Source organism: Streptomyces sp. NPDC091281 (assembly GCF_044757425.1).
In the GTDB taxonomy this organism is placed as follows: domain Bacteria; phylum Actinomycetota; class Actinomycetes; order Streptomycetales; family Streptomycetaceae; genus Streptomyces.
Window position 1 is genome coordinate 190,588 of sequence record NZ_JBIVUY010000002.1, and the last position, 26,426, is coordinate 217,013.

The following is a 26,426-nucleotide window of genomic DNA, read 5'->3' on the forward strand; positions in this document are numbered from 1 at the left end:
ACCCGGCCGACCCGACCCGTACGACCCCTACGACCCGCCCGGAGGAGACCTCGGGGGGCGCCCCGCAGGAGGTCTCCGGGGCCGACCCGGAGAAGAGCACCAAGGGCACCGCGTCCACCACCGCGTCCGCCCCGGAGCCGACCCCGGACGCGAACCCCGACGTGGCCCCGGACCCGCACCCGGACCCTCACCCGGACGGGAACCGGCCCTCCGCCCCAGACCCCGACCCCGCCCCGGCCCCCGACCCGGCGGCCCCCACCCCGCCTCCCGCCACCCAGGAGGAGGCGTTCGTCGAGCCCGTCGTCACCGACCCCGTCAGCGCGCCCGGTGCCGACGGCGTCCCGCGCCGGACCACCCGCCGCTTCCCCCTGTTCACCCGCGACACCGCGCGCCCCGAGGGCGGTGGCCGGGCCGCCCCCGGCGACGCGCCCGCGCCCGCCCGGCAGTGGCCGATCCTCGCCGTGCTCGGCCTGGTCGCGCTCGGGCTGCTGATCACCGCGCTGGACCAGTTCCGGATCGGCATCATCCTGATCGGCGTGGCCCTGCTCGGCGGCGCGGTGCTGCGCTGGCTGCTGCCCGGCGTCGGCATGCTCGCCGTCCGCTCCCGCTTCACGGACATCGCGACGTACGGCGTGCTCGGCGCGGTCATCGTCCTGCTGGCGCTGATGGCGCAGCCGAAGCCGCTGCTCCAGATCCCGTTCCTCAAGGACACGTTGCACTTCACCGTCGACAGCTGAGGCGTCCCCCCAGCCGGAACGCGTGCGGCGGCCCGTCCTCTCCCCCGAGAAGGACGGGCCGCCGTCGCACGTCCAGGCTCGCCCACCGGGACGGACCTGTTCAACGGCTGTCCGCGCGCTGTGGCACAGCGGTGACCGTTCCGCCACCGTGTGCGGGCCGCGCCACAGTGACCGCCCGCGCGGGAACCGTCCGGCCGCCGTCCGTCGTCCCTCCGGAGGGCCGAAGGGGAGGTGGGGCCGATGGTGGGGCCGATGGGCGCTTGGCAGCCGCTGCCGGACGACCTGCCGTCCGAGGTACGGCACTTCGTCGTGCATCTGCGCCGGGTGAAGGACGGCACGGGCCTCAGCCTGGCCTCGCTCGCCGCCCGCACCGCGTACAGCAAGTCGTCGTGGCAGCGCTATCTCAACGCCGTCCAGCCGCCGCCCCGGCAGGCCGTCGCCGCGCTCTGCCGGGTCGCGGGGCTGACCGGACCGGACGCCGAACGGCACGGCGTACGGTGGGAGTTGGCCGTCGAGGCCTGGCCCCGCCCGGCCGCCCCGCCCGCCCCGGCCGACGCCACCGGCACCCCGCTCGGCGACGCCGAGCCGCCCTACGAGGACGACCCCACCCGGCCCTGGTGGGACCGCCCGGACGAGCCGGAACGGCCGCCGGAACCGGCGCGCGGCGCCGGACGGCTGCTGCTCTCCGCGGTGCTGCTCCTGCTCACGCTGCTGCTCGTCGTGGTCGGGGGAGCGCTGACCTTCGGCTGAGCGTTACCGTGATCCGCACAGGGGGATCGGCGCGGGTCGCCGACGCACGGGGAGGAAGGGGCGGACCGATGCCTCGCTGGAAGGATCTGCCGGACGGACTGGCCCCGGAAGTCGGGCAGTTGGTGCACCGGCTGCGGCGGCTGGTCGACGACGGACGGCCCGGCGACCTCGGCCGGGGCGCCGACGGCGCGCTCAACCCGGCCGTCCTCGCCGACCTCACCGGCTACGGCAGGGCGTCCTGGGAGCGCTACCTCAACGGCCTGCTGCTGGCCCCCAAGGGCGCGGTCGTCGCGCTCGCCGAGGTCGCCGGGGAGGACCCCGCGCCCCTGGTCGCCCTCTGGGAGCGGGCCGAGCGCGCCTGGAGCCGGGCCGCCCTGGGCGCCGACAGCGCCGCGCAGGCCGTACGCCTCTCGCGCCCCCCGACCGCGACGGCCGCGCCCGTCGCGGCGGCCCCGGCCCGCGTCCGGCGGCGCCCCGCGCTCTTCGTCACCGGCGTCGTCGGGGTGGTCGGTGTCGTCGTCGGCGCCTTCCTGCTGACCGGCGGCGGGCCCGCCGACCCGGCCCGGACCGCCCCGGCCGCCTCCTCCCCCTCCGCCCCGCCCTCCCCCCGGCTGCCGCCCGGTGTGCGGTGCGCGGGCGCGGACTGCACCGGCCGCGACCCGGAGGCTATGGGGTGCAGCGGGCCGCGCGCGGTCACCACGCGGGACATCACCGTCGGCACCCGGCGGCTGGAGATCCGCTACAGCGCGGACTGCGGCGCGGCCTGGGGCAGGCTCACGCAGGCGGGCCCCGGGGACACCGTCACGGTCCGCGCGGCCGGCGCCGCACGGCAGACGTCGACCCTCACCGCCGTCGGCGACACCATCGCGTACACGCCGATGGTGGCGGTGGACGGGCCTGGCGAGCTGACCGCGTGCGTGGTGCCCGCGGCGACGGGCGCCGAGACCTGCACGTCGTAGCGGCGTGCGGGCCCCGGCCGACGCGGGGCGACGTGCTCCCCGGGCGCACCTAGGGGGCGGGCCGTAAGGGTGGCCGCCGGTACGGCCGTTCGGACGGCCCGGAAAAAGGCGGGTCCGGCGAGGCATACCGGGCCCGGCGCCGGGCACGCGACCGGTACCCCCCACGGGAGTCCGGCAGTACCGGTCCCCCCACACGGCGGCCGCCCGGTTCCCCCCTCTCCCGAACCGGACGGCCGCCGCGGCCGTCCGGCGGCAATCCTCCGGTGGGCCCGCCGCGCGCGGACCCACCGGTCTGTGGGCCGGGCCACACAGCCCCGGACACCCGGCTTCCCGGATGCGCGATAGCCTGACCGCTGATCTCTCTTGATACCAAGAGATCGATCAAACATCCGGGGCAGGGACGCCCCACCGCCAGCTGTCATACGGAGAACGCCATGACCCGCACTCCCGTGAACGTCACCGTCACCGGCGCGGCCGGCCAGATCGGTTACGCCCTGCTCTTCCGCATCGCCTCCGGCCAGCTGCTCGGCGCGGACGTGCCGGTCAAGCTGCGCCTCCTGGAGATCACCCCCGCCCTCAAGGCCGCCGAGGGCACCGCGATGGAGCTGGACGACAGCGCGTTCCCGCTGCTCCAGGGCATCGAGATCAGCGACGACCCGAACGTCGCCTTCGACGGCGCCAACGTCGCCCTCCTCGTCGGCGCCCGCCCCCGCACCAAGGGCATGGAGCGCGGTGACCTCCTGGAGGCCAACGGCGGCATCTTCAAGCCCCAGGGCAAGGCCATCAACGACCACGCGGCGGACGACATCCGCGTCCTCGTCGTCGGCAACCCGGCCAACACCAACGCGCTGATCGCCCAGGCCGCCGCCCCGGACGTACCGGCCGAGCGCTTCACCGCGATGACCCGCCTCGACCACAACCGCGCGCTCACCCAGCTCGCGAAGAAGACGGGCTCCACGGTCGCCGACATCAAGCGCCTGACCATCTGGGGCAACCACTCCGCCACCCAGTACCCGGACATCTTCCACGCCACGGTCGGCGGCAAGAACGCGGCCGAGATCGTCGACGACGAGAAGTGGCTGGCCGACGAGTTCATCCCGACCGTCGCCAAGCGCGGCGCCGCGATCATCGAGGCGCGGGGCGCGTCCTCCGCCGCCTCCGCCGCCAACGCCGCCATCGACCACGTCTTCACCTGGACCAACGGCACCGCCGACGGCGACTGGACCTCGGCCGGCATCCCCTCCGACGGCTCCTACGGCGTCCCCGAGGGCCTGATCTCCTCGTTCCCGGTCACCGCCAAGGACGGCCGCTTCGAGATCGTCCAGGGCCTGGACCTCAACGCGTTCTCCCGCGCCCGCGTCGACGCGTCGGTGAAGGAGCTGGAGGAGGAGCGCGAGGCGGTCCGCGCCCTCGGCCTCATCTGAGCCCCTGGGCCGCAGGCCCCGAGGCCCGGCTGAACCAGGCCTCCTTGGGGCCCGGCTGAAGCGGCGCCACACCTCGGACTGATCCCCGGACGGCACGGCTGTCCGGGGATCAGTCCGTTCCCGCCCGCTTCCCGCCCCCGCCCAGCCCCAGCACCACCACGCCCGCCGCGACCAGCACCGTCACCGCGACGACGCGTAGCGCCGGGCCCATGCCGGAGGGGAAGTCGGCGTGGCCCGCGAGGACGGTGCCGGTGACCGCGACGCCGAGGGCGGCGCCGATCTCCCGTGCGGAGGTGCCGAGTCCGGAGCCGAGGCCCGCCTGGTGCGGGGGGAGCGAGGTGACGACGCCGAGGGTGAGCGCGGGCATCGACAGGCCGGTGCCCGCCGAGATGACCAGCAGCCAGCAGGCGTAGAGCGGGTACGGGGTGCCCGCGTCGGCGGTGGACACCGCGAGCAGACCGGCGCCGATGAGGCCGAGCCCGGCGCCCACCACGGGGCGGGGGTGCGCCGACCAGCGGGCGGCCAGCTTGGGGACCAGGGCCATGCCGACGATCAGCGGGACGATCGCGACGCCGGTGCGGCCGGGGCCGTAGCCCTTGACGTCCTGGAGGTACTGGGAGTTGACGAAGAACAGGGCGAACAGGCCGAAGAACCCGGTGGCCATGCCGAGGGTCGTCGCGCGCAGCCGGCGGGCGGCGAAGACGCGCGGGTCGAACAGGGGGGTCGCCGAGCGCAGCGCGTGCAGGGTGAACGCGGCGACCAGGACGGCGCCCGCCGCGAACGCGGACAGGATGCGGGGCGAGGTCCAGCCGTGGTCCGGGCCCTCGATGATGCCGAACAGGACGGCGACCAGGCCCGCCGTGAGCAGCAGCGCGCCCAGCGGGTCGGGGTGGCTGTGCGGGGAGCGGGCGGTGCGCGGGACGGTGCGGGCGACGGCCAGCGCGAGCAGCGCCGCCAGCGGCACCATCGCGCCGAACAGGGCCCGCCAGCTGAGGTATTCGCCGACCACGCCGCCGCCGAGGTTGCCGGCCATCCCGCCGAGGCCCAGCGACAGCGTCCAGGACGCCATGGCCTGCGCCCGGCGCTCGGGGCCCGCCAGGTGCATGAGGACCGACAGAGTGGCCGGGGTGATGAGCGCCGCCCCGGCCCCGGACACGCCCCGGCCCGCGATCAGCAGCGCCGGGGCGGTTGCCAGCGCGCTCGTGGCGGCGCCCGCCGCGAACAGGGCGAGGCCGGTGAGGAGGGCGCCCTTGCGGCCGTAGCGGTCGGCGAGCGCGCCCGCCGGGACGAGGAGGCCCGCGAAGACGATGACGTAGGCGTCGACCGTCCACAGGACCTCTGCCCGTGACGGGTGCAGGGACGACGAACTCAGTTGCGGGATCAGGAGGTTGATGGCCGCGACCATGCTCTGTGCGACCAGGACGCAGGCGCAGAGGGTGAGCAGGACGGAGCGCGTCAGCGCCGGGCCCCGCCGTGGCGTGGACGGGGGGTCGGGGGTGGCCGCGGGGTCCGGCGTACGGGCCGGGGCGTGCGAGGACATGACTCCTCCGGGGAGCTGGGACGGGTTGAAAGGACTACGGGGCTGGGGGGATGGGGAGGGTGCGGCCGCCTTTCGACCGTAGGGTGGAAAGCGTCTGCACTCCAGTGCAACCTCTGCAAGGAGACGATGCGTGTGACGCAATCCGTGGGCGGACCGGCGGGGATCGACCTCAATCTGCTGGTCGCGCTGGACGTGCTGCTGGAGGAGCAGAGCGTGCGGGGCGCGGCCCGGCGGCTGCATCTGTCGGAACCGGCGATGAGCCGCACCCTGGGCCGGGTCCGCCGGGCGCTCGGTGATCCGGTGCTGGTGCGGGCCGGGCGGCGGATGGTGCCGACGCCGCGCGCCCTCGCCGTACGGGCCGAGGTGAGCGCGGTCGTGGAGCGGGCACGGGCGCTGTTCGTCCCGGCCGGGGAGACCGACGTCGCGACCGTGGAGCGCACCTTCACCCTGCTCGGCCACGACGGGATCGCCGCCGCCCTCGGCCCGCCGCTGCTGGCCCGCGCCGCCACCGAGGCCCCCGGCGTGCGGCTCCGCTTCCTCGGCGAGAGCCACATCGACGTGCCGTTCCTGCGCGAGGGGACCGCCGACCTCGAAGTGGGCGTCGTCGACACGGTGGCGCCCGAGGTGCACAGCGAACTCCTCCACGAGGACCGCATGCTGGCCGTCGTCCGGCGTGGACACCCGCTGCTGGACGGCGAGTTGACGCCCGCCCGGTTCGCCACCGGGGCCGGACACCTCACCGTCTCCCGGCGCGGGCGGCTGCACGGCCCCCTCGACACCGCGCTCGCCGACCTCGGGCTGCGCCGCCGGGTGGCCGTCTCCGTCGCCTCCTTCTCGGCCTCGCTGTTCGTGGTCCGCGACACCGACCTCGTCGGCCTGATCAACTCCTGGGGCGCGCCGCTCGCCGAGAGCATGGGGCTCGTCGTGCGCCCGGTGCCGCTGGCCCTGCCGCCCCTGCCGATGAGCCTCGCCTGGCATCCCCGGCACGACGCCGACCCGGCGCACGCGTGGCTGCGCGGAGCCGTACGGGAGCTGATGGCGGTACGGGCGGAGGCCGCGCCGGGGGGTTGACCGGGGTCCACACAAGGCCCCCGTACGGCGATATGCCCGCCATGTCCCTTACTTCCGTGACCTGGGCCACTTTCCCTCGCCCTTCGCGCATGCAATCCCGGCCGAAGGGCAGGCGCTGGCGATCCCGCTGGGCCACACCTGTGTCACGCGGGGGAACGGAACAGGAACGGAAGGCGACCCCGATCATGGCGGACAGCAGAGCGGACACCCCGGACGGTACGCGGCTCCCGGCGCGCGCGACCATCCACGTCGACGGGGAGTGGCGGGCCGCCGTCTCCGGCGGCACGCGCGAGATCCTGGACCCGGCGGACGCCCTGCCGTTCGCCCTGGTCGCCGAGGGCGACGAGAAGGACACCGACCTCGCGGTGGCCGCCGCCCGCCGCGCCTTCGACGAGGGCGACTGGCCCCGCACCCCCGCCGCCGAGCGCGCCGCCCTGCTGCGCCGCACCGCCGACCTCCTCACCCGCGACCGCGAGTCCCTCGGCCTGCTGGAGAGCCAGGACGCGGGCAAGACGGTGGAGGAGGGCCGCGTCGACATCGACTGTGTCGCGGACGCCTTCCGCTACTTCGCCGACCTGGTCGCCGCCGAGGCCCCCGGCCGGGTCGTCGACGCGGGCACGGCCGACGTGCACAGCGTCGTCGTGCACGAACCCGTCGGCGTCTGCGCGCTCATCACCCCCTGGAACTATCCGCTGCTCCAGGCAAGTTGGAAGATCGCGCCCGCCCTGGCCGCCGGGAACACCTTCGTCGTCAAGCCCAGCGAGATCACCCCGCTGACCACGGTCGCCCTCCTCGACCTCCTCACGGAGGCCGGACTGCCCGCCGGGGTCGCCAACCTCGTGACGGGGCCCGGCGGTTCGGTCGGCGCCCGCCTCGCCGAGCACCCCGACGTCGACCTCGTCTCCTTCACCGGCGGCCTCGCCAGCGGCACCAAGGTCGCCCAAGCCGCCGCGCCGAGCGTCAAGAAGGTCGCCCTCGAACTCGGCGGCAAGAACCCCAACGTCGTCTTCGCGGACGTCTGTTCCACCGACGAGGACTTCGACACCGCCGTCGACCAGGCCCTCAACGCCGCCTTCATCCACAGCGGCCAGGTCTGCTCGGCCGGGGCCCGCCTCATCGTGGAGGAGTCGGTGCGCGAGCGGTTCGTCACCGAACTCGCCCGCCGCGCCGCCCTGATCCGCCTCGGACGCGGCACCGCCGACGGCGTCGAGTGCGGCCCGCTGGTCTCCGCGCAGCAGCGCGAGAAGGTCGAGGCGTACGTCGCGTCGGCGCTCGCCGAGGGCGCGGTGCTGCGCTCCGGCGGCAAGCGGCCCGACCCGTCCGCCGACCGGCCCGAGGGCGGCTACTTCTACGAGCCGACCGTCCTCGACGAGTGCCACCGCGAGATGCGGGTGGTCCGCGAGGAGGTCTTCGGCCCGGTCGTCACCGTCGAGACCTTCCGCACCGAGGACGAGGCGGTCGCCCTCGCCAACGACACCGAGTACGGCCTCGCGGGCGCCGTCTGGACCACCGACGCGGGCCGCGCCCGCCGGGTCGCCGGACGCCTGCGCCACGGCACCGTGTGGATCAACGACTTCCACCCCTACCTCCCCCAGGCGGAGTGGGGCGGCTTCGGCAAGAGCGGCGTCGGCCGCGAACTCGGCCCCACGGGCCTCGCGGAGTACCGCGAGACGAAGCACATCTACCAGAACCTGAGCCCCAAGCCGGTCCGCTGGTTCAAGTCCTGACGCATCATCAGAAATGCGGGGCCTTGAGCAGCCACCCTTGAGCAGCCACAGGGCCCGCGCGGCTTTCCGGTCTGCGGCGCGTCAGGCCCGCGGTCCCCTCAGGGGCGCGGGGAACTGCGCGAGCACCCCACCACCACCCGCACCCGACAAGCCACCCCACCCCCAACCCCCTCAGGGGCGCGGGGAACTGCGCGACCGGCCCACCACCCCACCCGCACCCGACAACGCACCCCTCGACCACCCACTCACCCACCCCCTCCCGCCGACGGAGTCCCCCTCCCCGCTCTCCCCAAACCCCAAGGAGCCCCATGTCCGACACCCCACCCGCACACGACCACGTGACCTACGACTACGTCGTCGTCGGCGGCGGCACCGCCGGCTCCGTCATCGCCTCCCGCCTCACCGAGAACCCCGACGTCACGGTCGCCGTCATCGAGGGCGGCCCCAGCGACGTCGGCCGCGACGACGTCCTGACGCTCCGCCGCTGGATGGGCCTCCTCGGCGGCGAGCTGGACTACGACTACCCCACCACCGAGCAGCCGCGCGGCAACTCGCACATCCGCCACAGCCGCGCCCGCGTCCTCGGCGGCTGCTCCTCGCACAACACGCTCATCGCGTTCAAGCCGCTGCCGTCCGACTGGGACGAGTGGGTGGCGGCCGGGGCGGAGGGCTGGGGCGCGGTCCCGATGGAGGCGTACTACGCGCGTCTGCTGAACAACATCGTGCCGGTGGACGAGAAGGACCGGAACGCGATCGCCCGCGACTTCGTGGACGCGGCGCAGACGGCCGTGGGTGTCCCGCGCGTGGAGGGCTTCAACAAGAAGCCGTTCGACGACGGCGTCGGCTTCTTCGACCTGGCCTACCACCCGGAGGACAACAAGCGTTCCAGCGCGTCCGTCGCCTACCTGCACCCGGTGATGGACGACCGCCCCAACCTCCGCCTGTATCTGGAGACGTGGGCGCACCGCCTGGACCTGGACGGCACCCGCGCACGCGGCGTCCACGTCCGGGCGAAGGACGGCACGGAGTTCACCGTACGGGCCCGCAGGGAGGTCGTGCTGTGCGCGGGCGCCGTCGACACGCCCCGTCTGCTGCTGCACTCGGGCATCGGCCCCCGCGCCGACCTGGACGCCCTCGGCATCCCCGTAGCCCACGACCTGCCGGGCGTCGGCGAGAACCTCCTGGACCACCCGGAGTCGGTGATCGTGTGGGAGACGCACGGGCCGATCCCGGAGAACTCGGCGATGGACTCCGACGCGGGCCTCTTCGTGCGCCGCGACCCCGAACACGCGGGCCCTGACCTGATGTTCCACTTCTACCAGATCCCGTTCACGGACAACCCCGAGCGTCTCGGCTACGAACGCCCGCCGTACGGCGTCTCGATGACCCCGAACATCCCCAAGCCCCGCAGCCGGGGCCGCCTCTACCTGACGAGCGCCGACCCGGCCGTCAAACCGGCCCTGGACTTCCGGTACTTCACCGACGACGAGGACTACGACGGCCGCACCCTGGTCGACGGCATCCGTATCGCCCGTGAGATAGCCGCCACCGAGCCGCTGGCCTCCTGGCTCAAGCGCGAGGTGGCCCCCGGCCCGGCCGTCACCGGCGACGAGGAGCTGAGCGAGTACGCCCGCAAGGTCGCCCACACCGTCTACCACCCGGCGGGCACCTGCCGGATGGGTGCCGCCGACGACGAACTCGCGGTCGTCGACCCGCAGTTGCGGGTACGGGGCTTGCAGGCGCTGCGGGTCGCCGACGCCTCCGTCTTCCCGACCATGACGGCGGTGAACCCGATGATCGGTGTGCTGATGGTCGGGGAACGCGCCGTCGACCTGATCGGAGAGGACGCCCGATGACCACCACGTCCACCACCCCCGTGCCCGCCGCCCCCGCCTCGGACGGCACCGTCTTCTCCGTCGACGGCCTGTGGAAGGTGTTCGGCCCGAAGGCCGCACAGATACCCGCCGACCCCGAGCTGGCCGCGCTCTCCGCCGCCGAGCTGCGCGCCCGCACCGGCTGCACGGCCGCCGTCCGGGACGTCTCCTTCGACGTCCGCAAGGGCGAGGTCTTCGTCGTGATGGGCCTGTCCGGGTCCGGCAAGTCGACCCTGGTGCGCTGTCTGACCCGGCTGATCGAGCCGACCGCCGGGACGATCACCGTGGACGGCGAGGACGTCCGCGCGATGGACTCCACCCGGCTGCGTGAACTCCGGCGCCACCGGGCCGCGATGGTCTTCCAGCACTTCGGCCTCCTCCCGCACCGCACGGTCCTCGACAACGTCGCCTACGGCCTGGAGATCCAGGGCGTCGGCCGCGCCGAGCGCCGCGAGCGGGCCCGCGAGGTCGTCGCCAAGGTCGGTCTGGACGGCATGGAGCAGCGCAGACCCGGTCAGCTCTCCGGCGGCCAGCAGCAGCGCGTGGGCCTGGCCCGCGCACTCGCCGTGGACCCCGAAGTCCTCCTGTTCGACGAGCCGTTCAGCGCGCTCGACCCGCTGATCCGGCGGGACATGCAGGAGGAGGTGGTGCGCCTGCACCGCGAGGAGGGCCGCACGATGGTCTTCATCACCCACGACCTCAACGAGGCGCTGAAGCTCGGTGACCGGATCGCCCTGATGCGCGACGGGCGCGTGGTCCAGCTCGGCACCCCCGAGGAGATCGTCGGCTCGCCCGCCGACGACTACGTCCGCGAGTTCGTCCGGGACGTCCCGCGCGAGCAGGTCCTCACCGTCCGTACGGCGATGCGGCCCGCGACCGGCGGCGAGGCGGGCACCGGCCCGGCCCTCACCCCGGACACCACCGTCTCCCGCGCCATCGAGGCGGTGTCCCGCGCGAAGAGCACGGCCCGCGTCGTCGACCACGGCCGCTGCCTGGGCGTCGTCGACTCCGGCACGCTGCTGGACGTGGTCGCCGGGACCGACGCCTCCGCCGCGCCCGCGACCCCGCGGAGCACCCCGCCGACCGCCGTAGCGGAGGCGAAGGACGCGACCGGGGGAGCGAAAGACGTCACCGGGGGAGCGAAGGAAGCCACCGGGGGAGCCCGCTGATGGCGACGATCACCGCGTCCGCGCCCCGCGCGACCCTCCCCGCCGCCCTCCACCACCGGTCGGTCCGCAAGCTGCTGGCCCTCGCGGTCGCCGCCGCCGTCCTCGTCCCGCTCGCCCACCTCACGTGGCGCAGCGGCACCTGGCCGGACGCCCTCACCGTGGACGTGTCCGGCCCGCTGACCAGCACCAGCGACTGGATCATCGACAACCGGGACAGCCACCCGCTGTTCCTGTACTTCTTCGGCCACGTCAGCAACGCCGTCGTCCTCGCCGTGCGCGGCGTCTACCTGGTCCTCCTCGCCGCGGGCTGGGCGGGCGTCACCGCGCTGGGCGCGTTCGTCGCGTGGCGGGTCGCGGGCGTACGCCTGGCGCTCGGCACGGCCGCCGCGTTCCTCGCCTGCGGCCTGCTCGGCATGTGGATTCCCACCATGCAGACGCTCGCGCTCATGGTGGTCGCCGTCCTCGCGTCGGTGATCGTCGGCGCGCTGCTCGGCCTGGCCGCCGGACTCTCCGACCGCATGGACCGCGCCCTGCGCCCGGTCCTGGACACCATGCAGGTGCTGCCCGCCTTCGCCTACCTGCTCCCCGTCGTCCTCGTCTTCGGCATCGGCGTCCCCGCCGCCGTCCTCGCGACGGTCGTGTACGCCGCCCCGCCCATGGCCCGCCTCACCGCGCTCGGCCTGCGCGGCGCCGACCCGGGCGTCCTGGAGGCCGTCGAGTCGCTCGGCGCGACCGGCCGCCAGCGCCTGCTGACCGCCCGCATCCCGCTGGCCCGCCGCGAACTCCTCCTCGGCCTCAACCAGACGATCATGATGGCGCTGTCCATGGCCGTCATCGCGTCGGTGATCGGCGGCGGCGGTCTCGGTGACCGCGTCTACCAGGCGCTCGCCTCGGTCGACGTCGGCGCGGCGCTCGCCGCGGGCATCCCCATCGTGCTGCTCGCGATCGTCCTGGACCGCGTGACGGCGGCGGCCGGTGACGGCCGCACCGACGCCGGTACGGCCGCCGGTCCCACCCCGCGCGTCACGTACGCCGTCCTCGGCGCGGCCCTCGCGGTGGCCGTCGGCGCCCGCCTCGCCGGACGCCTGGACTGGCCCGAGTCCTGGTCCGTCGCCATCGCCGCGCCCGTCAACCGGGCCGTCGACTGGATGACCGACCACCTCTACTCCGGTGTCCCCGTCGTCGGCGGCACCGCCGACTGGGCGGGCCGCTTCACGACCTGGGTCCTCGACCCGCTGCGCGACGGCCTCCAGTGGCTGCCCTGGTGGGCGCTGCTGCTCCTGGTGGCCGCGCTGTCCTGGCTGATCGGCACCTGGCGCACCGCGCTCACCGCGGTCCTCGCGCTGGCCGCGATCGGAGTGCTCGGCGTGTGGGAACCGGCGTTGGACACCCTGTCGCAGGTGCTGGCGGCGGTCGCCGTCACCCTTGTCCTGGGCTTCGCCACCGCGATCGCGGCGGCCCGCAGCGGCCGCGTCGAACGACTCCTGCGGCCCGTCCTGGACGTCTTCCAGACGATGCCGCAGTTCGTGTACCTCATCCCGGTCGTCGCCCTGTTCGGCGTGGGCCGCGCCCCGGCCGCCGCCGCGGCGGTCGTCTACGCGCTGCCCGCCGTCGTCCGCATCACCACCCAGGGCCTGCGCCAGGTCGACCCGGCCGCGCTGGAGGCCGCCCGGTCGCTCGGCGCGACCGGCGCCCAGCAGCTCCGCCAGGTCCAACTCCCGCTGGCGCGGCCGTCGTTGCTGCTGGCCGTGAACCAGGGCGTGGTGCTGGTCCTCGCCGTCGTCATCATCGGCGGCCTCGTCGGCGGCGGCGCCCTCGGCTACGACGTCGTCTTCGGCCTCGCCCAGGGCGACCTGGCGACCGGCCTCGTCGCAGGGGCCGCGATCGTGTGCCTCGGCCTGATGCTCGACCGGGTCACACAGCCCGCGGACCGCCGTACGAGGAAGGGAGCATGACGATGAACCGGCGCGGACGACGTCGTACGACGACCACCGCCACCGGCGCCGGGGCGGCGCTGCTGCTCCTGCTGGCGACCGGCTGCGGCGCGGCCGACATGACGAAGCAGGCCTCGCCCTTCGCCAACGCGCAGGGCGCGAAGACGGTCACCCTGTCCATCCAGTCCTGGGTGGGCGCGCAGGCCAACGTGGCCGTGGCGCAATACCTGTTGGAGCACGAGCTGGGCTACCGCGTCGACACCGTGCAAGTCGACGAGGTGCCCGCCTGGGACGCGCTCAGCCAGGGCCGGGTGGACGCGCTGCTGGAGGACTGGGGCCATCCCGAGCAGGAACAGCGGTACGTGAAGGACAAGAAGACGATCGTGGACGGCGGCGGCCTCGGCGTCACCGGCCACATCGGCTGGTTCGTCCCGACGTACTTCGCGAAGGAGCACCCCGACGTCACCGACTGGCGCAACCTCGACAAGTACGCCTCCCAGCTGCGCACCCCGGAGAGCGGCGGCAAGGGCCAACTCCTCGACGGCTCCCCGTCGTACGTCACCAACGACAAGGCGCTGGTGAAGAACCTGGACCTCGACTACCAGGTGGTGTTCGCCGGTTCGGAGGCGGCGCAGATCACCCAGATCAAACGCTTCGCCCAGCAGAAGAAGCCGTTCCTGACCTACTGGTACATGCCGCAGTGGCTGTTCGAGGAGGTCCCCATGACCGAGGTCAAGCTCCCCGCGTACAAGGAGGGATGTGACGCCGACCCCGAGAAGGTGGCCTGCGCCTACCCCCACACCCCGCTGAAGAAGTACCTCAACGCCGACTTCGCGCGCGACGGCGGCCGGGCGGCGGCCTTCCTGAAGAAGTTCAAGTGGACGACGGAGGACCAGAACGCGGTCTCCCTCCTCATCGCCGACCAGAAGCTCACCCCGCAGGACGCGGCGGAGAAGTGGGTGAAGGACAACGAGAGCAAGTGGCGCTCGTGGCTGACCTCTTGATCCCCCTTTGTTCTGCTACGGCCGCAGCCGCCCGGCGATCTCCCGCACCGCCGCGTCGGCCCGGCGGTGCAGGCCCGGCCCGAACGTGACGCGGGTGGCCCCGAGTTCGCCGAGGTCGGCGGGCGAGGGGCCCGCGTCGAGGTCGGCGAACACGTTCACCGGCCCCTGAATCCCCGCGCGCAGCAAGGGCAGTACGGCGACGGGGGCGCCGATCGGATACACGCAGTCGGCGCCCGCCGCGACGTACAGCGCGGCCCGCTCGATGGTCCGCGCCGGGTCGGTGACACCCCGCAGGAACGTGTCGATCCGCGCGTTCACGAAGAGCCGCCCCCCGGCCGCGTCCCGCACCTCCGCCAGCCGGTCGGCGTGCGCGCGGGGCTCCAGAAGCACCCCGCTCCGGGAGTCCTCCAGATTGCACCCCACGGCCCCCGCCTCCCCGAGCCGCTCGACCAGTTCCCTCGGCGCGAGCCCGTACCCGCCCTCCACATCCGCCGACACCGGTACGTCGACGGCGCGGACGATTCGCGCGACGGCGGCGAACATCTCGTCGGCCGGGGTCTCCCCGTCGGCGTACCCGAGGGAGGCGGCGACGCCCGCGCTCGGGACGGCCAGCGCGGGGAACCCGGCGTCGGCGAAGGCGCGGGCACTGGCCGCGTCCCAGGGGCCGGGCAGGACGAGGGGCTCGTGCGGGAGGCGCCCCCGATGAAGCGCGCGGAACAGGTCGACGCCGTGCTCCCGCGCGGCCCGCCCGCGCCCGTTGCTCCCGCCGCTCCCGCTGGTCACGCGACCGGCTCGGCGGTGTGGTGCTGCCCCGGCCGGTAGTGCCCCGGCACGAGCCGGCACGTCACACCGAACCGGTTCCAGGCGTTGATGACGGTGATGGCGGCGACGAGGCGGGCCAGCTCCGCCTCCTCGAAGTGCTCGGCGGCCCGCGCGTAGACGGCGTCCGGCACGAACCCGTCCGTCAGGACGGTCACCGCCTCGGTGAGCGCCAGCGCGGCCAGCTCCCGCTCGGTGTAGAAGTGCGCGGACTCCTCCCACGCGCTGAGCTGCACGATCCGCTCCACGCTCTCCCCGGCGGCGAGGGCGTCCTTGCTGTGCATGTCGACGCAGAGCGCACACCGGTTGATCTGCGAGGCCCGTACCTTCACCAGCTCCAGCAGCGTCCCGTCGAGCCCCTTCCGCGCGGCGGAGTCCAGCCGCACCATCGCCTGATATACGTCGGGCACCAGCTCGGCCCAGGCGAGACGGGGGGTGTGTTCGGGGGCACGGTCGGTGGCGGAAGCGGTCGCGGAGGCAGCGGTCTGGTTGCTCATGCCCTCGACCCTAGAAGCGGGGATGCCCCCGGCAAGGGTCCATTTCGACGCTGGTTTCGTGGGTCAATCCGGTGGGGTCCCGCCCCAGCCCAGCTCGTCGTGCTCCTCTTGGACGAGCCGCCGGTGAACCTCCTGAAGCCCGTCGGGCAGCGCGTCCGGCTCGAACCACCCGGCTTCCAGAATCTCCAGATCGTCGATCTTGAGCGTCCCCCCGACGAGGAGCGCCTCGTACGCGACCTCAAGCCGCAGCCGGTACCCGCTCCTGAGCCGCACGAGCCGACCCGGCCGGACGTCGAGCCCGGTCTCCTCCTTGACCTCGCGCACCACGGTCATCCCGAACTCCTCGCCCCGGCGGGCGAATCCGGTGGGCAGGCCCCAGGGCCGGTCCGGATGCCACAGCCGGTGCCTGAGCAGCAGCACCTGCCCCGCGTCGTTCCGCACGACCCCCGTGACACCCACCATGAACGTGGCATGCGTGAGCCAGAGCACCCGCCACTGGAGCGGGCCCCGGATGAGCCGCCACAGCCGCGCGATCAAACGATTCATGCAGGCGCCTTCCCCGAACTCAGCCGTACAGCAGTCCTACCAGGTCCCACGAGTGCCGGGGTTCATGCCCCCGGATCAGAACCGGCGACAGATGCCGTCCGCCCCGTCCCCCTGACCGGCGGGCGCCACACGGGGGCACGGCGGAGTCTGACCCACGCGGTCACCTTGACCGGGAATCCACTTCAGTCGTACCCGTGCCGGCGCCCTACCATCGACTCCAGGTCGAAGCGCTCGCGCAGGCGGCATCCGTGTCCCTGATCCAGCAGTTCCGAAAGGGAATCCCGTGACGACCGATACGTCCCCCCGCTGGTGCACGTCCTCCCACAGCGACAACGGCGGCCAGTGTGTCGAGGTCGCCACGAACCTGGTCACCCTGCACGGCACCGTGCCCGTCCGTGACTCGAAGAACGTGGGCGGACCGGTGCTGAGTTTCCCCGCCGAGTCCTTCGCTTCGTTCGTTTCGGTTCTCAAGGAGGGGAGTTGGGTGAGGTGAAGCCCGACAATCCGCAGTGGCGGACGTCTTCGTACAGCGACAACGGTGGTACCTGCGTCGAGGTCGCCACGAACCTCGTGGCCAAGCACGGCACGGTTCGGGTACGCGATTCGAAGAACGTGAATGGTCCGGTGGTGGACGTCACCGCTGACGCATTCCTGCTTCTCATCTCGGCTGTCAGGGAAGGAAGGTGAACACCGTGGCAGATCAGATCCCCTGTTGGCGCACGTCCTCCTACAGTGACAACGGCGGCGCCTGCGTCGAAGTCGCCCTCAACTTGCTTGGCACGCGGGGCACGGTCCCCGTACGGGACTCGAAGAACGCGGCCGGTCCCGAAGTCGTCCTCACAGGCGACGCGTTCTCGTCGTTCCTTTCGGCGCTGAAGCGCGGAGAATGAACCTCGTGAAAGCTGACATTCTTCGTTGGCGCACGTCTTCGCACAGCAACAACGGCGGCAACTGCGTCGAGGTCGCCACGAACATCGCCATGGCGTTCGGCGTGATCCCGGTGCGGGATTCGAAGGTCGTGAACGGCCCGGTGCTCACCATCGCCGCCGAGCCGTTCTCCGCCTTCGTCGCCGGTCTCCGGCAGGGGAGTGGGAAGCCGTGAACGCCGAGACGCCGTCCTGGTTCAGCTCCTCCTACAGCAACAACGGCGGCGCCTGCGTGGTCGTCGCCACGAATCTCGCCGGATCGCTCGGCACGGTCCCCGTCCGCGACTCGAAGTGCGCCGACGGCCCGGTCCTCACCCTCGCGGCAGCGCCCTTCGCCGTGTTCGTGAGCTGCCTCAAAATCGGGGAGTGGTCTCCGTGACAACGAGTGCACGCCCTCGCTGGCGTAAGTCCTCCTACAGCAACAACGGTGGTGACTGCGTCGAGGTCGCCACCAACCTGGCCGCATTCCACGGCGTGGTCCCGGTCCGTGATTCCAAGCGGGCGGGCGGCCCGGTGCTCACCGTCCCGGCAACTTCGTATGTCGCGTTCGTGAGCGGCCTCAAGGTGGGGGAGTGGCCGCTGTGACGCTCGTACGCCTCCGCTGGCGCAAGTCCTCCTACAGCGACAACGGTGGTGACTGCGTCGAGGTCGCCACCGACCTCGTCGCTTCCCTCGGCGCGGTTCCTGTGCGGGACTCGAAGCATGCGCAGGGCCCGACGTTCACCGTTGCCGCGGCGGCATTCGCCGTGTTCGTCGCCGGGATCAGAGACGGAGCGTGGACGCCATGACCGCACTCGCCCGCCCCCGCTGGTTCACGTCCTCCTACAGCGACAATGGCGGCAACTGCGTCGAGGTCGCCACCAACCTGGCCGGTCGGCTCGGTACGGTCCCGTTCCGTGACTCCAAGTGTGTGGAGGGCCCGGTGCTCACCGTCGCGGTAGCGTCGTTCGCCGTGTTCGTGAGCGGCATCAAGAACGGAGAGTGGGCTGTGTGACGGCGAGGCGGTGATCCTCGCACTCGACCAGCCCAAGCCGCGCCGCGCCCTCGACGCCGACACGGCCGACGTAGGCCGTTGGCAGCCCCAAGGCCGCTCCGGCGGCCACATCCGGTGCTTGAGAGCAACACCTGACCCGCGTCGTTCCGTACGACGCCGGTGACGTCCACTGAACTCGCCTTTCGCTGAACTCAGCCGCTCGGCAGTCCTACCAGGTCCCACGAGTGCCGGGGCTCGTGCCCCCGGAAGAGGTGGCAGATGTCGTCCGCCCCGTCCTCCCTGGCCGGCGCGGGTGCCATGCAGGGTGCGAGCCGGGCGAAGCGGTACTGGTCGCCGCTCCACCGCACCCACAGCTGGGCGTCGGGCTCACCATCGGCCAGGTGGTCCGCGTGCTCGCCCGGGTGCCCGGTCGTCAACTCACAGAACACGTAACCGTCTTCGTCGTCATCAGGTTCTTCTCCAACGTCCCGGAGCTGCCGAAGCAGCTCGTCACACGGGACCTGACCGAACGCGTTGCAGTGCCTCATGGGCGTCGACCACTCCTCTCCGTAGCGGTTTCGCTACCAAGCGCTTTCAGAGTGGCCTAGAGTCGGATGCCTCTCAACGTGTTGCTCCGGACAGGAAAGTTGGTGCCGAGGTGGTCAATCGCAAGGATCTGAACCCGGAGAGCAGTCCTCAGGCGGCTTTCGGCGCTCAACTGCGCAGTCACCGGGAGAAGAAGGGCTGGCGGCAGGAGGATCTCGCCGAACGGATGGAATATTCCAGCACGCATATGTCGTCAGTTGAAACTGGTCGCAAGATGCCAACCTTGCGGTTTGCGCGCAGCGCTGACCGAGCGTTAGGCACCGGCGACCTGTTCGAGCGGCTGTGGCGCGAGATCAAGCACGGCGTGCTGCTGGAGGGGTTCTCGGAGTACGTCGGTTACGAGGGTCGCGCGGTGGAGATCCGCCTGTACGAGATCGGGATCGTTCCAGGTCTGCTTCAGACACCTGAGTACGCGCGGGTGTTGGCCGACAGCGCCGTGCGGCGGGGTGCGATCTCGCAGGAACAGGCTGATGAGCGCGTAGCGTTCCTCGCTGAACGGCAAGCGGTGTTGGAGCGCGAGCGCCCACCGATGACTTTCGTGGTGATGGACGAGAGTTGCATTCGCCGTCACATTGGCGCCCCGGGTGTCATGACCGCCCAGCTTGATCGGCTCAGTGAGTTCGCCGCTCGTCCTCACACAGTTCTTCAGATTGCGCCGTTCGACATGGGTGAACGCCGCACCTTCGACCTGCCCGTGTACCTGCTCACATTGACGGATCGATCCGTTCTGTACTACGCCGAGTCTCAAACACAAGGCCATCTCGATCGAGAAACCACGTCGGTCGTACCGGTGCTGACGGCCTACCATCAACTACAGGCCGAAGCGCTGTCTCAAGCTGCTTCCGTGGCCATGATCGAACAGCTTCGAAAGGGCACCCCGTGACTACCGACAGCTCTCCTCGCTGGTTCAAGTCCTCCTACAGCAACAACGGCGGCGCCTGCGTCGAGGTCGCCACCAACCTCGCCGCCCCCCTCGGCACCGTCCCCGTCCGGGACTCCAAGGTTCAGGGCGGGCCGGTGGTGACCCTCGCCGCCCCTGCCTTCACCGCCCTCGTCGACGGGCTCCGCGACGGCGTCGGCTTCCGCGCCGTCTGATCGACGTACGGCGACGGCGACGCCGACGGTCCCGCCGTACCCCCGGAGGGTGCGGCGGGACCGGTGAGCCTTGCTCAGGCGGTGTCGGCCGCGGTCACCACGGCACCTCGCCGTCCTCGTCGAAGAAGCGGCCGTGGGGGCCGTCGTCGGGGATGGTGGACAGGCGGATCGCGGCGATCGCGCCCTGCTCGGGCGTCCGTACGCCCTGGAAGGCGTTGAGGTCGGTCGCGACGTAGCCGGGGCAGACCGCGTTGATCAGCACCCCCGTCCCCGCCAGTTCCTTCGCGTACTGGACCGTCACCGCGTTGAGGAACGTCTTCGACGGGGAGTACGCCACCGCGACGGGACCGACCTGCGCCCCCGGCTTCGTCTGGAGCGTCAGGGAGCCGACGCTGCTGGAGACGTTGACGATGCGCGGGGACGCCGAGCGCCGCAGCAGGGGCAGCAGGGCGTTCGTGACGCGGATGACGCCGATGACGTTCGTCTCGACGGCCGCCCGGACGCGGTCCACGTCGACCGTGGTCGGGTCCTGCGGGCCGCCGCCCGTGATCCCCGCGTTGTTGACGAGCACGTCGAGACGGCCCGCCCGCTCCTCCACCACCCGCGCCGCGCCCGCCACACTCGCGTCGTCGGTGACGTCCAGCGGTACGCCGAACGCGTCGACGCCCGCCGCCCGCAGCTTCTCCACGGCGGCCTCGCGCCGCGCCTCGTCGCGGGCGCCGACCCCGACGGCCCAGCCGAGCGCGCCGAGCCCCGCCGCGATCTCGTAGCCGATGCCCTTGTTCGCGCCGGTCACCAGCGCGACCTTCCGGTCCGGGCCGACCGCTGTCCCGTTCGTCGTCTCGTTCGTCGTCTCACTCATACGTCCGATGGTTCGTCCGGGGCCCCGCCGCCGTCCAAGACCGATCGGGTGCGGTCCGATACCTCTCGGGTATCACCCCTGATCAAACCCCCACCCACCCGTTACCCTGGCCGGGTGGAGACGCGTGAACTGCGGTACTTCGTCGCGGTGGCCGAGGAGCTGCACTTCGGCCGCGCCGCGCACCGCCTCGGCATGGCCCAGCCCCCGCTGTCCCGGGCGATCGCCGCCCTGGAGCGGCGTCTCGACGCCGACCTGCTGCACCGCACCCACCGGGGCGTCACCCTCACCGACGCCGGGTCCGTGCTGCTCCGGGAGGCGCGGGCCGCGCTGGAGGCCGTGGAGGCCGCCGAGCGGCGGACCCGCCGTACGGCCCTCGCGGCGGCGACCGACGGCCCCGCGGTCGTCCTGGCGGCGAAGGCGGGCGCCTCCGCCGAACTCCTCGCCAAGCTCCTCGACGCGTACGCCGCCGAACCCGGCGCGGTCACCGTCGACGTGCTGCTGTGCGGGCCCGGCCAGCAGGAGAAGGTGCTGCGCGACGGACGCGCCGACGTCGCCCTCCTGCACAGCCCGTTCGACGACACCGCCGGATTCGACACCGAGGAACTCTTCACAGAGGGCCAGATCGCGATCCTGCCCTCCGGTCACCCCCTCGCCGTCCGCCCCCACCTCACCCTCGCCGAGGTCACCGGGCTGCCCGACCTGCCGCTGCCGCGCTGGCCGCGCCGCGACGGCACCTTCCCCGACGGGCCCGGACCGCAGGTCCGCGACCACACCCAGCTCCTCGAACTCATCGGCCTCGGCCGCGCCTGCGCCGTGGTCCCCGGCTCCGGCCGTCTCCAGCTCCGCGAGGGCCTCGCCGCCGTACCCGTCCTCGACGCCCCGCCCGTCACCACGGTCATCGCCTGGCCGCCGCACAGCCGCTCCACGGCCGTCGCGGGCCTCGTCCGCGCCGCGACCGGCGTCTGACCGGACCCACGTCCACCCCGCCCCACCCGAGGCACCGCTACGAGCCCCTCGCGCCCTCCCCGGACGGAGTCCCCGTCTCCGGCGCCTCCCCGAACCGCGCCAACGCCAGCGCCCCGCCCACGGCGACCGCGAACCCGAGCACCGCCAGCCACGCCAGGCCCTCCCGCGTGCGGTCGCCGAGCCAGGCCACGCCCACCAGGCCGGGGCCGATCGTCTCCCCGATGACCATGGCCGCCGTCGCCACCGTCACCGAGCCCCGCTGGAGGGCCGAGGTCAGCGCCAGGAACGCCGCCGCCCCGCCGAGCAGCAGGGCGTACACCGCGGGGTCCTTCACCAGGTCCGCCGGGGCGAGCGAGTCGATGAGCCGTACGGCGATCTCCACCACGCCGAAGCCCAGCCCGGCCCCGCCGCCCAGCACCAACGACCGCCCCCGCGCGGGGAGTCGGCCGCCCGCGAGGCCGAGCAGCAGCACCGCCCCGGCCACGCCGAGCAGCCCGTAGTCCAGCCCGTCCGGCCCGCTGCTGTCGCCCTCCGGGCCGGAGGCCACCGCCAGCATCGCCAGCCCCGCGCACACCACCCCCACCGCCGCCCACTCGGGCCCCGCCAGCCGCACCCGCAGCAGGCGGGCCGCGACGACCGCCGTCACGGCGAGGCTGGAGGCGAGGGCGGCGCCGACCGCGTAGATGGGGATCGAGCGCAGGGCGGCGATCTGGAACAGGAACCCGAGGCCGTCCAGGGCGAGGCCCAGCAGATAGCGCCACTGCCGGACCGCCCGCAGCAGCAGCGCGGCCTCGCCGCCTCCGCCCGGCCCGGCCGCCCGCGCGGCCATCGCCTGGAACACCGTCGCCGTACCGAAGCAGACCGCCGCGCCGAGCGCGCACACCATTCCCACCAGCACACCCGGACTGTAGGCGAGGCCCGTCGTCGGCGGTCGCGCCTGGGCCCGGCGACGCGCGGCCGGCTTCCGGGCTTCCGGCCCGCCCGCGCACCCGCCGCACGGCCTCGGCACCCGCCGTACGGCGACGGCACCCGCGTACGACCTCGGCACCCGCCCGCCGACCCGCCGTCCGCCCGGGCACCCCACGCGTCACCCGCGCCACCCGCCCCCACACCGGCGCCCCCGGCTCACCTCACCGGAGGTGACGACACCCTCATCATGACAGTTCAGAGCCGGTTTTCGTAGGGCCAACGGCACAGTCCTGAACGCTTGTTCGGGCCCCTCCCGGCCGCCCACAATCTCCGTCATGACTCACTCGGGACCTGTGGACCAGGACGACATCATCCGGGCGCGGAACATCCTCCTCGCCTCCGGCCGCCGCACCCCGCGCGAAGAGGTCGACGCCTACCGCGTGCTCGCCCACGTCAGCCCGGCCTCCGCTCTGCCCCGCCTCGTCACCGCGTTGCAGCGCCTGAGCTACGACACCTCCGTCGGCCGCCACCGCCCGGACGCCCTCGCACTCTGCGAGGAGGCGCTGGCGGCGGCCCGCGCCATCGACCCGGCCGAACCCGCCCGCGAGGACCTCCTGTACGGGGCCCTCGACTCCTGCCAGGACAGGCTGTACGCGGCAGGCCGCCGCGCCGAGGGCCTCGCGCTGCGCGCCGAGATGCTCGCACTCGGCCGCGCACAGGCCGCCCGCACCGGCGACCCGGTGGTCCGGGGACTGGAGACCTGGTCCGCCGGTCTCTCCGAGGACGGCCGGTACGCCGAAGCCGCCGACGCCATGACCGAACTGATGGACGCCTTCCTGCCGGTGGCGACCGAGCCCGGGACACTCGCCTGGTCCCTCCTGCGGTGGATCGCCGCGCTCGACGACGCGGGCCGCACCGACGAGGCCCTCGCCGTCTTCGCCCGGCTCGTCGCCATGGAGGCCACCGAGTCCGCCGATGAGCGCGGCCCGCTCGCCTGCCACCTCTACGCGCTGACCGGGTACGCGCAACTCCTCGCCACCCACGGCCGACACGCACAGGCCGCCGCCGTACGGCAGGAGGCGCTCGCCGTGCTGACCGAGCTGGCCGCCACGGGCGAGCGCCGGTCCTGGAGCGGCTACCAGTCGACGTTCTGGGCCGTCCTGCTGCCCCGCTCCGGAGCGGTCGGAGAGCCGCCCACGGACGGCGGGCCGCTGCCGCCCTCGGGCACCACGCCCAGGGAGTGGTCCCCCGACGCCCGGCGACGCCACGGCGACAGTCTCGGCCCGCTCCGCGAAGCGGTCGACACCCTCGCGGCGCACGCCACCGAGACCGCCACGGAGACCGCCACCGATTCCTCCGAGGACGCCGTGACGCGCCGCCTCACCGAACTGATCCGTCTCCAGCGGCTCCTCACCGTCCGGTCCGCCGTCCACTGGGAGGACCACCACCACGTCCTCTTCCCCGACCGCGTCCGCCCCCTCTTCGACGACGGGGTGCGCCTGGGGCGCCGCCTCCTCCGCCACGATCCGGCGACCGGCGCCCCGGTCCTGGCCCAACTCCTCGTCGACCGGGCGACGTTCCGCACCGCCGCCGCGGAGTTCGGCCCCGCCCTGGCCGACTTCCGCGAGGCCCTCGACCACCTGGGGGAGGCGCCCGGCCCCGTGGAGCCCGGCCGACCCGCACCCGCCGTCGGGCCCGATGTCAGTGGGCCCGTCTAGTTTCGCCGCATGAGCATGTGGGGTGAGTATCTGCGCGTCACCGCCGCCGAGTTGGAGCAGGCGCTCCGTGATCCCGAGTGGGCGCTGGACTACGTCGAGACGGTGACGGACGCCGAGGAGGAGAGCGAGCCGGAGCCCGCCGTGGCGCGCCGGTACGGGACGTACAAGGCGTGGGACCTGCTCCGGTTCCTGCTGGCCCGCGCCGAGTTCCCGGTCAACGTCATCCACGGCGAGGAGCCGTTCGCCGAGGACGAGGACTGGGGGTACGGGCCGCCCGCGTATCTGCGCCCCGAGCGGGTCCGGACCGCCGCGAAGGCCCTGCGCGCCCTCGACTACACCCGCCTCACCGAGGGCGTCGACCCCGCCGAGCTGACCGCCGCCGAGGTCTACCCCCTCGACTGGGAGGAGCCGGGCGTCCTGGAGTGGGGGCGGCCCTGGTACGAGGGCCTCGTCGAGTACGTGACGGCCGCCGCCCGTGCCGACGACGCCCTCCTCGTCTGGACGGACTGAACCCACCGGGGGCGCGGGGGCCCGGACGCCCGCACCCCGTCGCCCACCCGCACCCCCGCCCCGCCCCTGCCCGCGCCCCCCACCCCCCTCACCACCCCCACACGCCCCGCCGCCACCAGACGGACACCCCCGTCACCACCCCCCGCCCGGCCGGTACTGTGGGCTCCGGGCCGTGACTGGCGCGCTGGGATGGGACCGACCATCGGGGAGCGGCCCGTGCAGCATCGAGTGCCGTGCGCCTGGGCCAGACCGAGACCGTGACCGCTTTCGCACGCCACGCCCCCCGGAGGCCACGCCATGACCGAGCAGTCCCCGAACACGTCCGCCCCGACCGCGGGGCTCTCCCGCGAGTCCGCCGCCTTCCGCGCCGCCCTCGACGTGGTCCGCGCCGTCGAGCCGCGCGTCGCCGACGCCATCGGGCAGGAGGTCGCCGACCAGCGCGAGATGCTCAAGCTGATCGCCTCCGAGAACTACGCCTCCCCGGCGACCCTCCTCGCGATGGGCAACTGGTTCAGCGACAAGTACGCCGAGGGCACGATCGGCCGCCGCTTCTACGCGGGCTGCCGCAACGTCGACACCGTGGAGTCCCTCGCCGCCGAGCACGCCCGCGAGCTGTTCGGCGCCCGCCACGCCTACGTCCAGCCGCACTCCGGCATCGACGCCAACCTCGTCGCCTTCTGGGCCGTCCTCGCCGACCGCGTCGAGGCGCCCTTCCTCGCGAAGACCGGCGTCCGCCAGATCAACGACCTCACCGACGCCGACTGGGCCGAGCTGCGCCAGGCCTTCGGCAACCAGCGCATGCTCGGCATGTCCCTGGACGCGGGCGGCCACCTCACGCACGGCTTCCGCCCCAACATCTCCGGCAAGATGTTCGACCAGCGCTCCTACGGCACCGACCCGGCCACCGGCCTCATCGACTACGACGCCCTGCGCGCCTCCGCCCGCGACTTCAAGCCGCTGATCATCGTCGCGGGCTACTCCGCCTACCCCCGCCTGGTGAACTTCCGCATCATGCGGGAGATCGCCGACGAGGTCGGCGCGACCCTCATGGTCGACATGGCGCACTTCGCGGGCCTCGTCGCGGGCAAGGTCCTCACCGGCGACTTCGACCCGGTCCCGCACGCGCAGATCGTCACCACCACCACCCACAAGTCGCTGCGCGGCCCGCGCGGCGGCATGGTCCTGTGCGACGACTCCCTCAAGGACCAGGTCGACCGCGGCTGCCCGATGGTCCTCGGCGGCCCCCTCCCGCACGTCATGGCCGCCAAGGCCGTCGCCCTCGCCGAGGCCCGGCAGCCCGCCTTCCAGGACTACGCCCAGCGCGTCGTCGACAACTCCCGCGCCCTCGCCGAGGGCCTCACCCGGCGTGGCGCCACCCTCGTCACCGGCGGCAGCGACAACCACCTCAACCTGATCGACGTCGCCACCTCCTACGGCCTCACCGGCCGCCAGGCCGAGGCCGCCCTGCTGGACTCCGGGATCGTCACCAACCGCAACGCCATCCCGGCCGACCCCAACGGCGCCTGGTACACCTCCGGCATCCGCGTCGGCACCCCCGCCCTCACCACCCGCGGCCTCGGCACCGCCGAGATGGACGAGGTCGCCGCCCTCATGGACCGCGTCCTCGCCACCACCGAGCCCGGCACCACCAAGTCCGGCGCCCCCTCCAAGGCCGCCCACGTCCTGGACGCCAAGATCGCCGACGAGATCTCCCGCCGCGCCACCGACCTCGTCGCCGGCTTCCCGCTCTACCCGGAGATCGACCTCGGCTGACCCGCCGCGCCCCGCCGTACGGTTCCCGCGCACCCCC

The 26,426-nt window shown here is 73.3% G+C and carries 31 protein-coding genes and 1 riboswitch; of the genes, 24 read left to right on the top strand and 7 right to left on the bottom strand.

Annotation, left to right across the window (positions count from 1 at the left end; all coding sequences use genetic code 11):
- The first annotated feature begins 161 nt into the window (after positions 1 to 161).
- The 4 genes from ACIQPQ_RS05310 to ACIQPQ_RS05325 all read left to right on the top strand — a co-directional run bounded on the left by ACIQPQ_RS05310 (position 162) and on the right by ACIQPQ_RS05325 (position 3,870).
- Positions 162 to 737 (top strand): DUF3017 domain-containing protein, encoded by a 576-nt coding sequence (locus ACIQPQ_RS05310; protein ID WP_401301473.1) that lies wholly within the window; start codon positions 162 to 164, stop codon positions 735 to 737.
- 252 nt (positions 738 to 989) lie between these two features.
- A complete protein-coding gene (locus ACIQPQ_RS05315; RefSeq protein WP_401299966.1) occupies positions 990 to 1,487 on the top strand; it encodes a helix-turn-helix domain-containing protein in 498 nt (165 codons plus the stop codon).
- Positions 1,488 to 1,555: 68 nt separating this feature from the next.
- Positions 1,556 to 2,446 (top strand): DUF2690 domain-containing protein, encoded by an 891-nt coding sequence (locus tag ACIQPQ_RS05320; protein ID WP_401299969.1) that lies wholly within the window; start codon positions 1,556 to 1,558, stop codon positions 2,444 to 2,446.
- 434 nt (positions 2,447 to 2,880) lie between these two features.
- Positions 2,881 to 3,870: a malate dehydrogenase gene (locus ACIQPQ_RS05325; RefSeq protein WP_401299972.1), complete on the top strand. Its 990-nt coding sequence runs from the start codon at positions 2,881 to 2,883 to the stop codon at positions 3,868 to 3,870.
- A gap of 109 nt (positions 3,871 to 3,979) precedes the next feature.
- On the opposite strand, the gene ACIQPQ_RS05330 is transcribed toward ACIQPQ_RS05325, so the two are convergent.
- On the bottom strand, positions 3,980 to 5,410 hold the full coding sequence (locus ACIQPQ_RS05330) for an MFS transporter (RefSeq protein ID WP_401299975.1): 1,431 nt from the start codon (positions 5,408 to 5,410) through the stop codon (positions 3,980 to 3,982).
- Positions 5,411 to 5,536: 126 nt separating this feature from the next.
- On the opposite strand from ACIQPQ_RS05330, the gene ACIQPQ_RS05335 reads away from it, so the two are divergent.
- From ACIQPQ_RS05335 to ACIQPQ_RS05360, 6 genes are all read left to right on the top strand, one after another.
- Positions 5,537 to 6,481 (top strand): LysR family transcriptional regulator, encoded by a 945-nt coding sequence (locus ACIQPQ_RS05335; protein ID WP_401299978.1) that lies wholly within the window; start codon positions 5,537 to 5,539, stop codon positions 6,479 to 6,481.
- Between the two features lie 185 nt (positions 6,482 to 6,666).
- Positions 6,667 to 8,208, top strand: coding sequence for an aldehyde dehydrogenase family protein (locus ACIQPQ_RS05340; protein WP_401299981.1), 1,542 nt, complete (start codon positions 6,667 to 6,669; stop codon positions 8,206 to 8,208).
- 308 nt (positions 8,209 to 8,516) lie between these two features.
- Entirely contained in the window at positions 8,517 to 10,064 is a 1,548-nt protein-coding gene (locus ACIQPQ_RS05345; protein WP_401299984.1) for a GMC family oxidoreductase, read from the top strand.
- Positions 10,061 to 11,251, top strand: a complete 1,191-nt coding sequence (locus tag ACIQPQ_RS05350) for a glycine betaine/L-proline ABC transporter ATP-binding protein (protein WP_401299987.1) — start codon at positions 10,061 to 10,063, stop codon at positions 11,249 to 11,251. The genes ACIQPQ_RS05345 and ACIQPQ_RS05350 overlap by 4 nt, the downstream gene beginning before the upstream one ends.
- Entirely contained in the window at positions 11,251 to 13,206 is a 1,956-nt protein-coding gene (locus tag ACIQPQ_RS05355; RefSeq protein ID WP_401299989.1) for an ABC transporter permease, read from the top strand. Before ACIQPQ_RS05350 ends, ACIQPQ_RS05355 begins: the two co-directional genes overlap by 1 nt.
- Before the next feature lie 2 nt (positions 13,207 to 13,208).
- A complete protein-coding gene (locus tag ACIQPQ_RS05360; protein ID WP_401301476.1) occupies positions 13,209 to 14,189 on the top strand; it encodes an ABC transporter substrate-binding protein in 981 nt (326 codons plus the stop codon).
- 15 nt (positions 14,190 to 14,204) lie between these two features.
- On the opposite strand, the gene ACIQPQ_RS05365 is transcribed toward ACIQPQ_RS05360, so the two are convergent.
- From ACIQPQ_RS05365 to ACIQPQ_RS05375, 3 genes are all read right to left on the bottom strand, one after another.
- On the bottom strand, positions 14,205 to 14,972 hold the full coding sequence (locus tag ACIQPQ_RS05365) for an isocitrate lyase/phosphoenolpyruvate mutase family protein (protein WP_401299992.1): 768 nt from the start codon (positions 14,970 to 14,972) through the stop codon (positions 14,205 to 14,207).
- A complete protein-coding gene (locus ACIQPQ_RS05370) occupies positions 14,969 to 15,505 on the bottom strand; it encodes a carboxymuconolactone decarboxylase family protein (protein WP_401299995.1) in 537 nt (178 codons plus the stop codon). Before ACIQPQ_RS05370 ends, ACIQPQ_RS05365 begins: the two co-directional genes overlap by 4 nt.
- Before the next feature lie 63 nt (positions 15,506 to 15,568).
- Positions 15,569 to 16,051, bottom strand: coding sequence for an NUDIX domain-containing protein (locus tag ACIQPQ_RS05375; protein WP_401299996.1), 483 nt, complete (start codon positions 16,049 to 16,051; stop codon positions 15,569 to 15,571).
- A 283-nt stretch (positions 16,052 to 16,334) separates the two neighbouring features.
- On the opposite strand from ACIQPQ_RS05375, the gene ACIQPQ_RS05380 reads away from it, so the two are divergent.
- From ACIQPQ_RS05380 to ACIQPQ_RS05415, 8 genes are read left to right on the top strand one after another with little or no spacing between them, the layout of a single operon-like run.
- Positions 16,335 to 16,544, top strand: a complete 210-nt coding sequence (locus ACIQPQ_RS05380; RefSeq protein ID WP_401299999.1) for a DUF397 domain-containing protein — start codon at positions 16,335 to 16,337, stop codon at positions 16,542 to 16,544.
- Entirely contained in the window at positions 16,541 to 16,738 is a 198-nt protein-coding gene (locus ACIQPQ_RS05385; RefSeq protein ID WP_401301479.1) for a DUF397 domain-containing protein, read from the top strand. Before ACIQPQ_RS05380 ends, ACIQPQ_RS05385 begins: the two co-directional genes overlap by 4 nt.
- A gap of 5 nt (positions 16,739 to 16,743) precedes the next feature.
- Complete coding sequence (locus ACIQPQ_RS05390; protein ID WP_401300002.1) at positions 16,744 to 16,941, top strand: DUF397 domain-containing protein; 198 nt, start codon at positions 16,744 to 16,746, stop codon at positions 16,939 to 16,941.
- Positions 16,938 to 17,153: a DUF397 domain-containing protein gene (locus ACIQPQ_RS05395; protein ID WP_401300005.1), complete on the top strand. Its 216-nt coding sequence runs from the start codon at positions 16,938 to 16,940 to the stop codon at positions 17,151 to 17,153. Before ACIQPQ_RS05390 ends, ACIQPQ_RS05395 begins: the two co-directional genes overlap by 4 nt.
- Positions 17,150 to 17,356: a DUF397 domain-containing protein gene (locus ACIQPQ_RS05400; RefSeq protein ID WP_401300007.1), complete on the top strand. Its 207-nt coding sequence runs from the start codon at positions 17,150 to 17,152 to the stop codon at positions 17,354 to 17,356. Before ACIQPQ_RS05395 ends, ACIQPQ_RS05400 begins: the two co-directional genes overlap by 4 nt.
- A complete protein-coding gene (locus ACIQPQ_RS05405) occupies positions 17,353 to 17,562 on the top strand; it encodes a DUF397 domain-containing protein (RefSeq protein WP_401300010.1) in 210 nt (69 codons plus the stop codon). Before ACIQPQ_RS05400 ends, ACIQPQ_RS05405 begins: the two co-directional genes overlap by 4 nt.
- Complete coding sequence (locus tag ACIQPQ_RS05410) at positions 17,559 to 17,765, top strand: DUF397 domain-containing protein (RefSeq protein ID WP_401301482.1); 207 nt, start codon at positions 17,559 to 17,561, stop codon at positions 17,763 to 17,765. Before ACIQPQ_RS05405 ends, ACIQPQ_RS05410 begins: the two co-directional genes overlap by 4 nt.
- On the top strand, positions 17,762 to 17,971 hold the full coding sequence (locus ACIQPQ_RS05415) for a DUF397 domain-containing protein (protein WP_383770646.1): 210 nt from the start codon (positions 17,762 to 17,764) through the stop codon (positions 17,969 to 17,971). Before ACIQPQ_RS05410 ends, ACIQPQ_RS05415 begins: the two co-directional genes overlap by 4 nt.
- A 191-nt stretch (positions 17,972 to 18,162) precedes the next feature.
- Here the strand turns inward: ACIQPQ_RS05415 and ACIQPQ_RS05420 are convergent, their stop codons facing one another.
- Positions 18,163 to 18,399 carry a hypothetical protein gene (locus tag ACIQPQ_RS05420; protein WP_383913700.1) on the bottom strand — a complete coding sequence of 79 codons (237 nt, stop codon included), beginning with the start codon at positions 18,397 to 18,399 and terminating at the stop codon, positions 18,163 to 18,165.
- A gap of 209 nt (positions 18,400 to 18,608) precedes the next feature.
- Here ACIQPQ_RS05420 and ACIQPQ_RS05425 point away from each other — a divergent pair, with 209 nt between their 5' ends.
- Entirely contained in the window at positions 18,609 to 19,439 is an 831-nt protein-coding gene (locus ACIQPQ_RS05425; RefSeq protein ID WP_401300014.1) for a Scr1 family TA system antitoxin-like transcriptional regulator, read from the top strand.
- On the top strand, positions 19,436 to 19,651 hold the full coding sequence (locus tag ACIQPQ_RS05430; protein WP_401300016.1) for a DUF397 domain-containing protein: 216 nt from the start codon (positions 19,436 to 19,438) through the stop codon (positions 19,649 to 19,651). Before ACIQPQ_RS05425 ends, ACIQPQ_RS05430 begins: the two co-directional genes overlap by 4 nt.
- A gap of 94 nt (positions 19,652 to 19,745) precedes the next feature.
- Here the strand turns inward: ACIQPQ_RS05430 and ACIQPQ_RS05435 are convergent, their stop codons facing one another.
- Positions 19,746 to 20,513, bottom strand: coding sequence for an SDR family oxidoreductase (locus ACIQPQ_RS05435; RefSeq protein ID WP_401300019.1), 768 nt, complete (start codon positions 20,511 to 20,513; stop codon positions 19,746 to 19,748).
- A gap of 114 nt (positions 20,514 to 20,627) precedes the next feature.
- Here ACIQPQ_RS05435 and ACIQPQ_RS05440 point away from each other — a divergent pair, with 114 nt between their 5' ends.
- Positions 20,628 to 21,479, top strand: coding sequence for a LysR family transcriptional regulator (locus tag ACIQPQ_RS05440; RefSeq protein ID WP_401300021.1), 852 nt, complete (start codon positions 20,628 to 20,630; stop codon positions 21,477 to 21,479).
- Between the two features lie 37 nt (positions 21,480 to 21,516).
- Here ACIQPQ_RS05440 and ACIQPQ_RS05445 read toward each other — a convergent pair whose 3' ends face one another.
- Positions 21,517 to 22,365, bottom strand: coding sequence for a hypothetical protein (locus tag ACIQPQ_RS05445; RefSeq protein WP_401301485.1), 849 nt, complete (start codon positions 22,363 to 22,365; stop codon positions 21,517 to 21,519).
- A 358-nt stretch (positions 22,366 to 22,723) separates the two neighbouring features.
- Between ACIQPQ_RS05445 and ACIQPQ_RS05450 the strand changes: the two genes are divergently transcribed.
- From ACIQPQ_RS05450 to ACIQPQ_RS05460, 3 genes are all read left to right on the top strand, one after another.
- Positions 22,724 to 24,106, top strand: a complete 1,383-nt coding sequence (locus tag ACIQPQ_RS05450; protein WP_401300024.1) for a hypothetical protein — start codon at positions 22,724 to 22,726, stop codon at positions 24,104 to 24,106.
- Positions 24,107 to 24,115: 9 nt separating this feature from the next.
- Entirely contained in the window at positions 24,116 to 24,616 is a 501-nt protein-coding gene (locus tag ACIQPQ_RS05455) for a YfbM family protein (RefSeq protein ID WP_401300027.1), read from the top strand.
- Between the two features lie 162 nt (positions 24,617 to 24,778).
- A riboswitch (ZMP/ZTP riboswitch) is annotated at positions 24,779 to 24,868 on the top strand.
- A gap of 45 nt (positions 24,869 to 24,913) precedes the next feature.
- A complete protein-coding gene (locus ACIQPQ_RS05460; RefSeq protein WP_401300030.1) occupies positions 24,914 to 26,389 on the top strand; it encodes a glycine hydroxymethyltransferase in 1,476 nt (491 codons plus the stop codon).
- The last annotated feature ends 37 nt before the right edge of the window (positions 26,390 to 26,426 follow it).

Excerpts from the sequence above, each read along its gene's own strand:
- ACIQPQ_RS05315 (WP_401299966.1), top strand. The coding sequence starts at position 990 with ATGGGCGCTTGGCAGCCGCTGCCGGACGACCTGCCGTCCGAGGTACGG.
- ACIQPQ_RS05320 (WP_401299969.1), top strand. The coding sequence starts at position 1,556 with ATGCCTCGCTGGAAGGATCTGCCGGACGGACTGGCCCCGGAAGTCGGG.
- ACIQPQ_RS05325 (WP_401299972.1), top strand. The coding sequence starts at position 2,881 with ATGACCCGCACTCCCGTGAACGTCACCGTCACCGGCGCGGCCGGCCAG.
- ACIQPQ_RS05330 (WP_401299975.1), bottom strand. The coding sequence starts at position 5,410 with ATGTCCTCGCACGCCCCGGCCCGTACGCCGGACCCCGCGGCCACCCCC.
- ACIQPQ_RS05335 (WP_401299978.1), top strand. The coding sequence starts at position 5,537 with ATGCGTGTGACGCAATCCGTGGGCGGACCGGCGGGGATCGACCTCAAT.
- ACIQPQ_RS05340 (WP_401299981.1), top strand. The coding sequence starts at position 6,667 with ATGGCGGACAGCAGAGCGGACACCCCGGACGGTACGCGGCTCCCGGCG.
- ACIQPQ_RS05345 (WP_401299984.1), top strand. The coding sequence starts at position 8,517 with ATGTCCGACACCCCACCCGCACACGACCACGTGACCTACGACTACGTC.
- ACIQPQ_RS05350 (WP_401299987.1), top strand. The coding sequence starts at position 10,061 with ATGACCACCACGTCCACCACCCCCGTGCCCGCCGCCCCCGCCTCGGAC.
- ACIQPQ_RS05355 (WP_401299989.1), top strand. The coding sequence starts at position 11,251 with ATGGCGACGATCACCGCGTCCGCGCCCCGCGCGACCCTCCCCGCCGCC.
- ACIQPQ_RS05360 (WP_401301476.1), top strand. The coding sequence starts at position 13,209 with ATGAACCGGCGCGGACGACGTCGTACGACGACCACCGCCACCGGCGCC.
- ACIQPQ_RS05370 (WP_401299995.1), bottom strand. The coding sequence starts at position 15,505 with ATGAGCAACCAGACCGCTGCCTCCGCGACCGCTTCCGCCACCGACCGT.
- ACIQPQ_RS05375 (WP_401299996.1), bottom strand. The coding sequence starts at position 16,051 with ATGAATCGTTTGATCGCGCGGCTGTGGCGGCTCATCCGGGGCCCGCTC.
- ACIQPQ_RS05395 (WP_401300005.1), top strand. The coding sequence starts at position 16,938 with ATGAACCTCGTGAAAGCTGACATTCTTCGTTGGCGCACGTCTTCGCAC.
- ACIQPQ_RS05415 (WP_383770646.1), top strand. The coding sequence starts at position 17,762 with ATGACCGCACTCGCCCGCCCCCGCTGGTTCACGTCCTCCTACAGCGAC.
- ACIQPQ_RS05435 (WP_401300019.1), bottom strand. The coding sequence starts at position 20,513 with ATGAGTGAGACGACGAACGAGACGACGAACGGGACAGCGGTCGGCCCG.
- ACIQPQ_RS05445 (WP_401301485.1), bottom strand. The coding sequence starts at position 22,365 with ATGGTGTGCGCGCTCGGCGCGGCGGTCTGCTTCGGTACGGCGACGGTG.
- ACIQPQ_RS05450 (WP_401300024.1), top strand. The coding sequence starts at position 22,724 with ATGACTCACTCGGGACCTGTGGACCAGGACGACATCATCCGGGCGCGG.
- ACIQPQ_RS05455 (WP_401300027.1), top strand. The coding sequence starts at position 24,116 with ATGAGCATGTGGGGTGAGTATCTGCGCGTCACCGCCGCCGAGTTGGAG.
- ACIQPQ_RS05460 (WP_401300030.1), top strand. The coding sequence starts at position 24,914 with ATGACCGAGCAGTCCCCGAACACGTCCGCCCCGACCGCGGGGCTCTCC.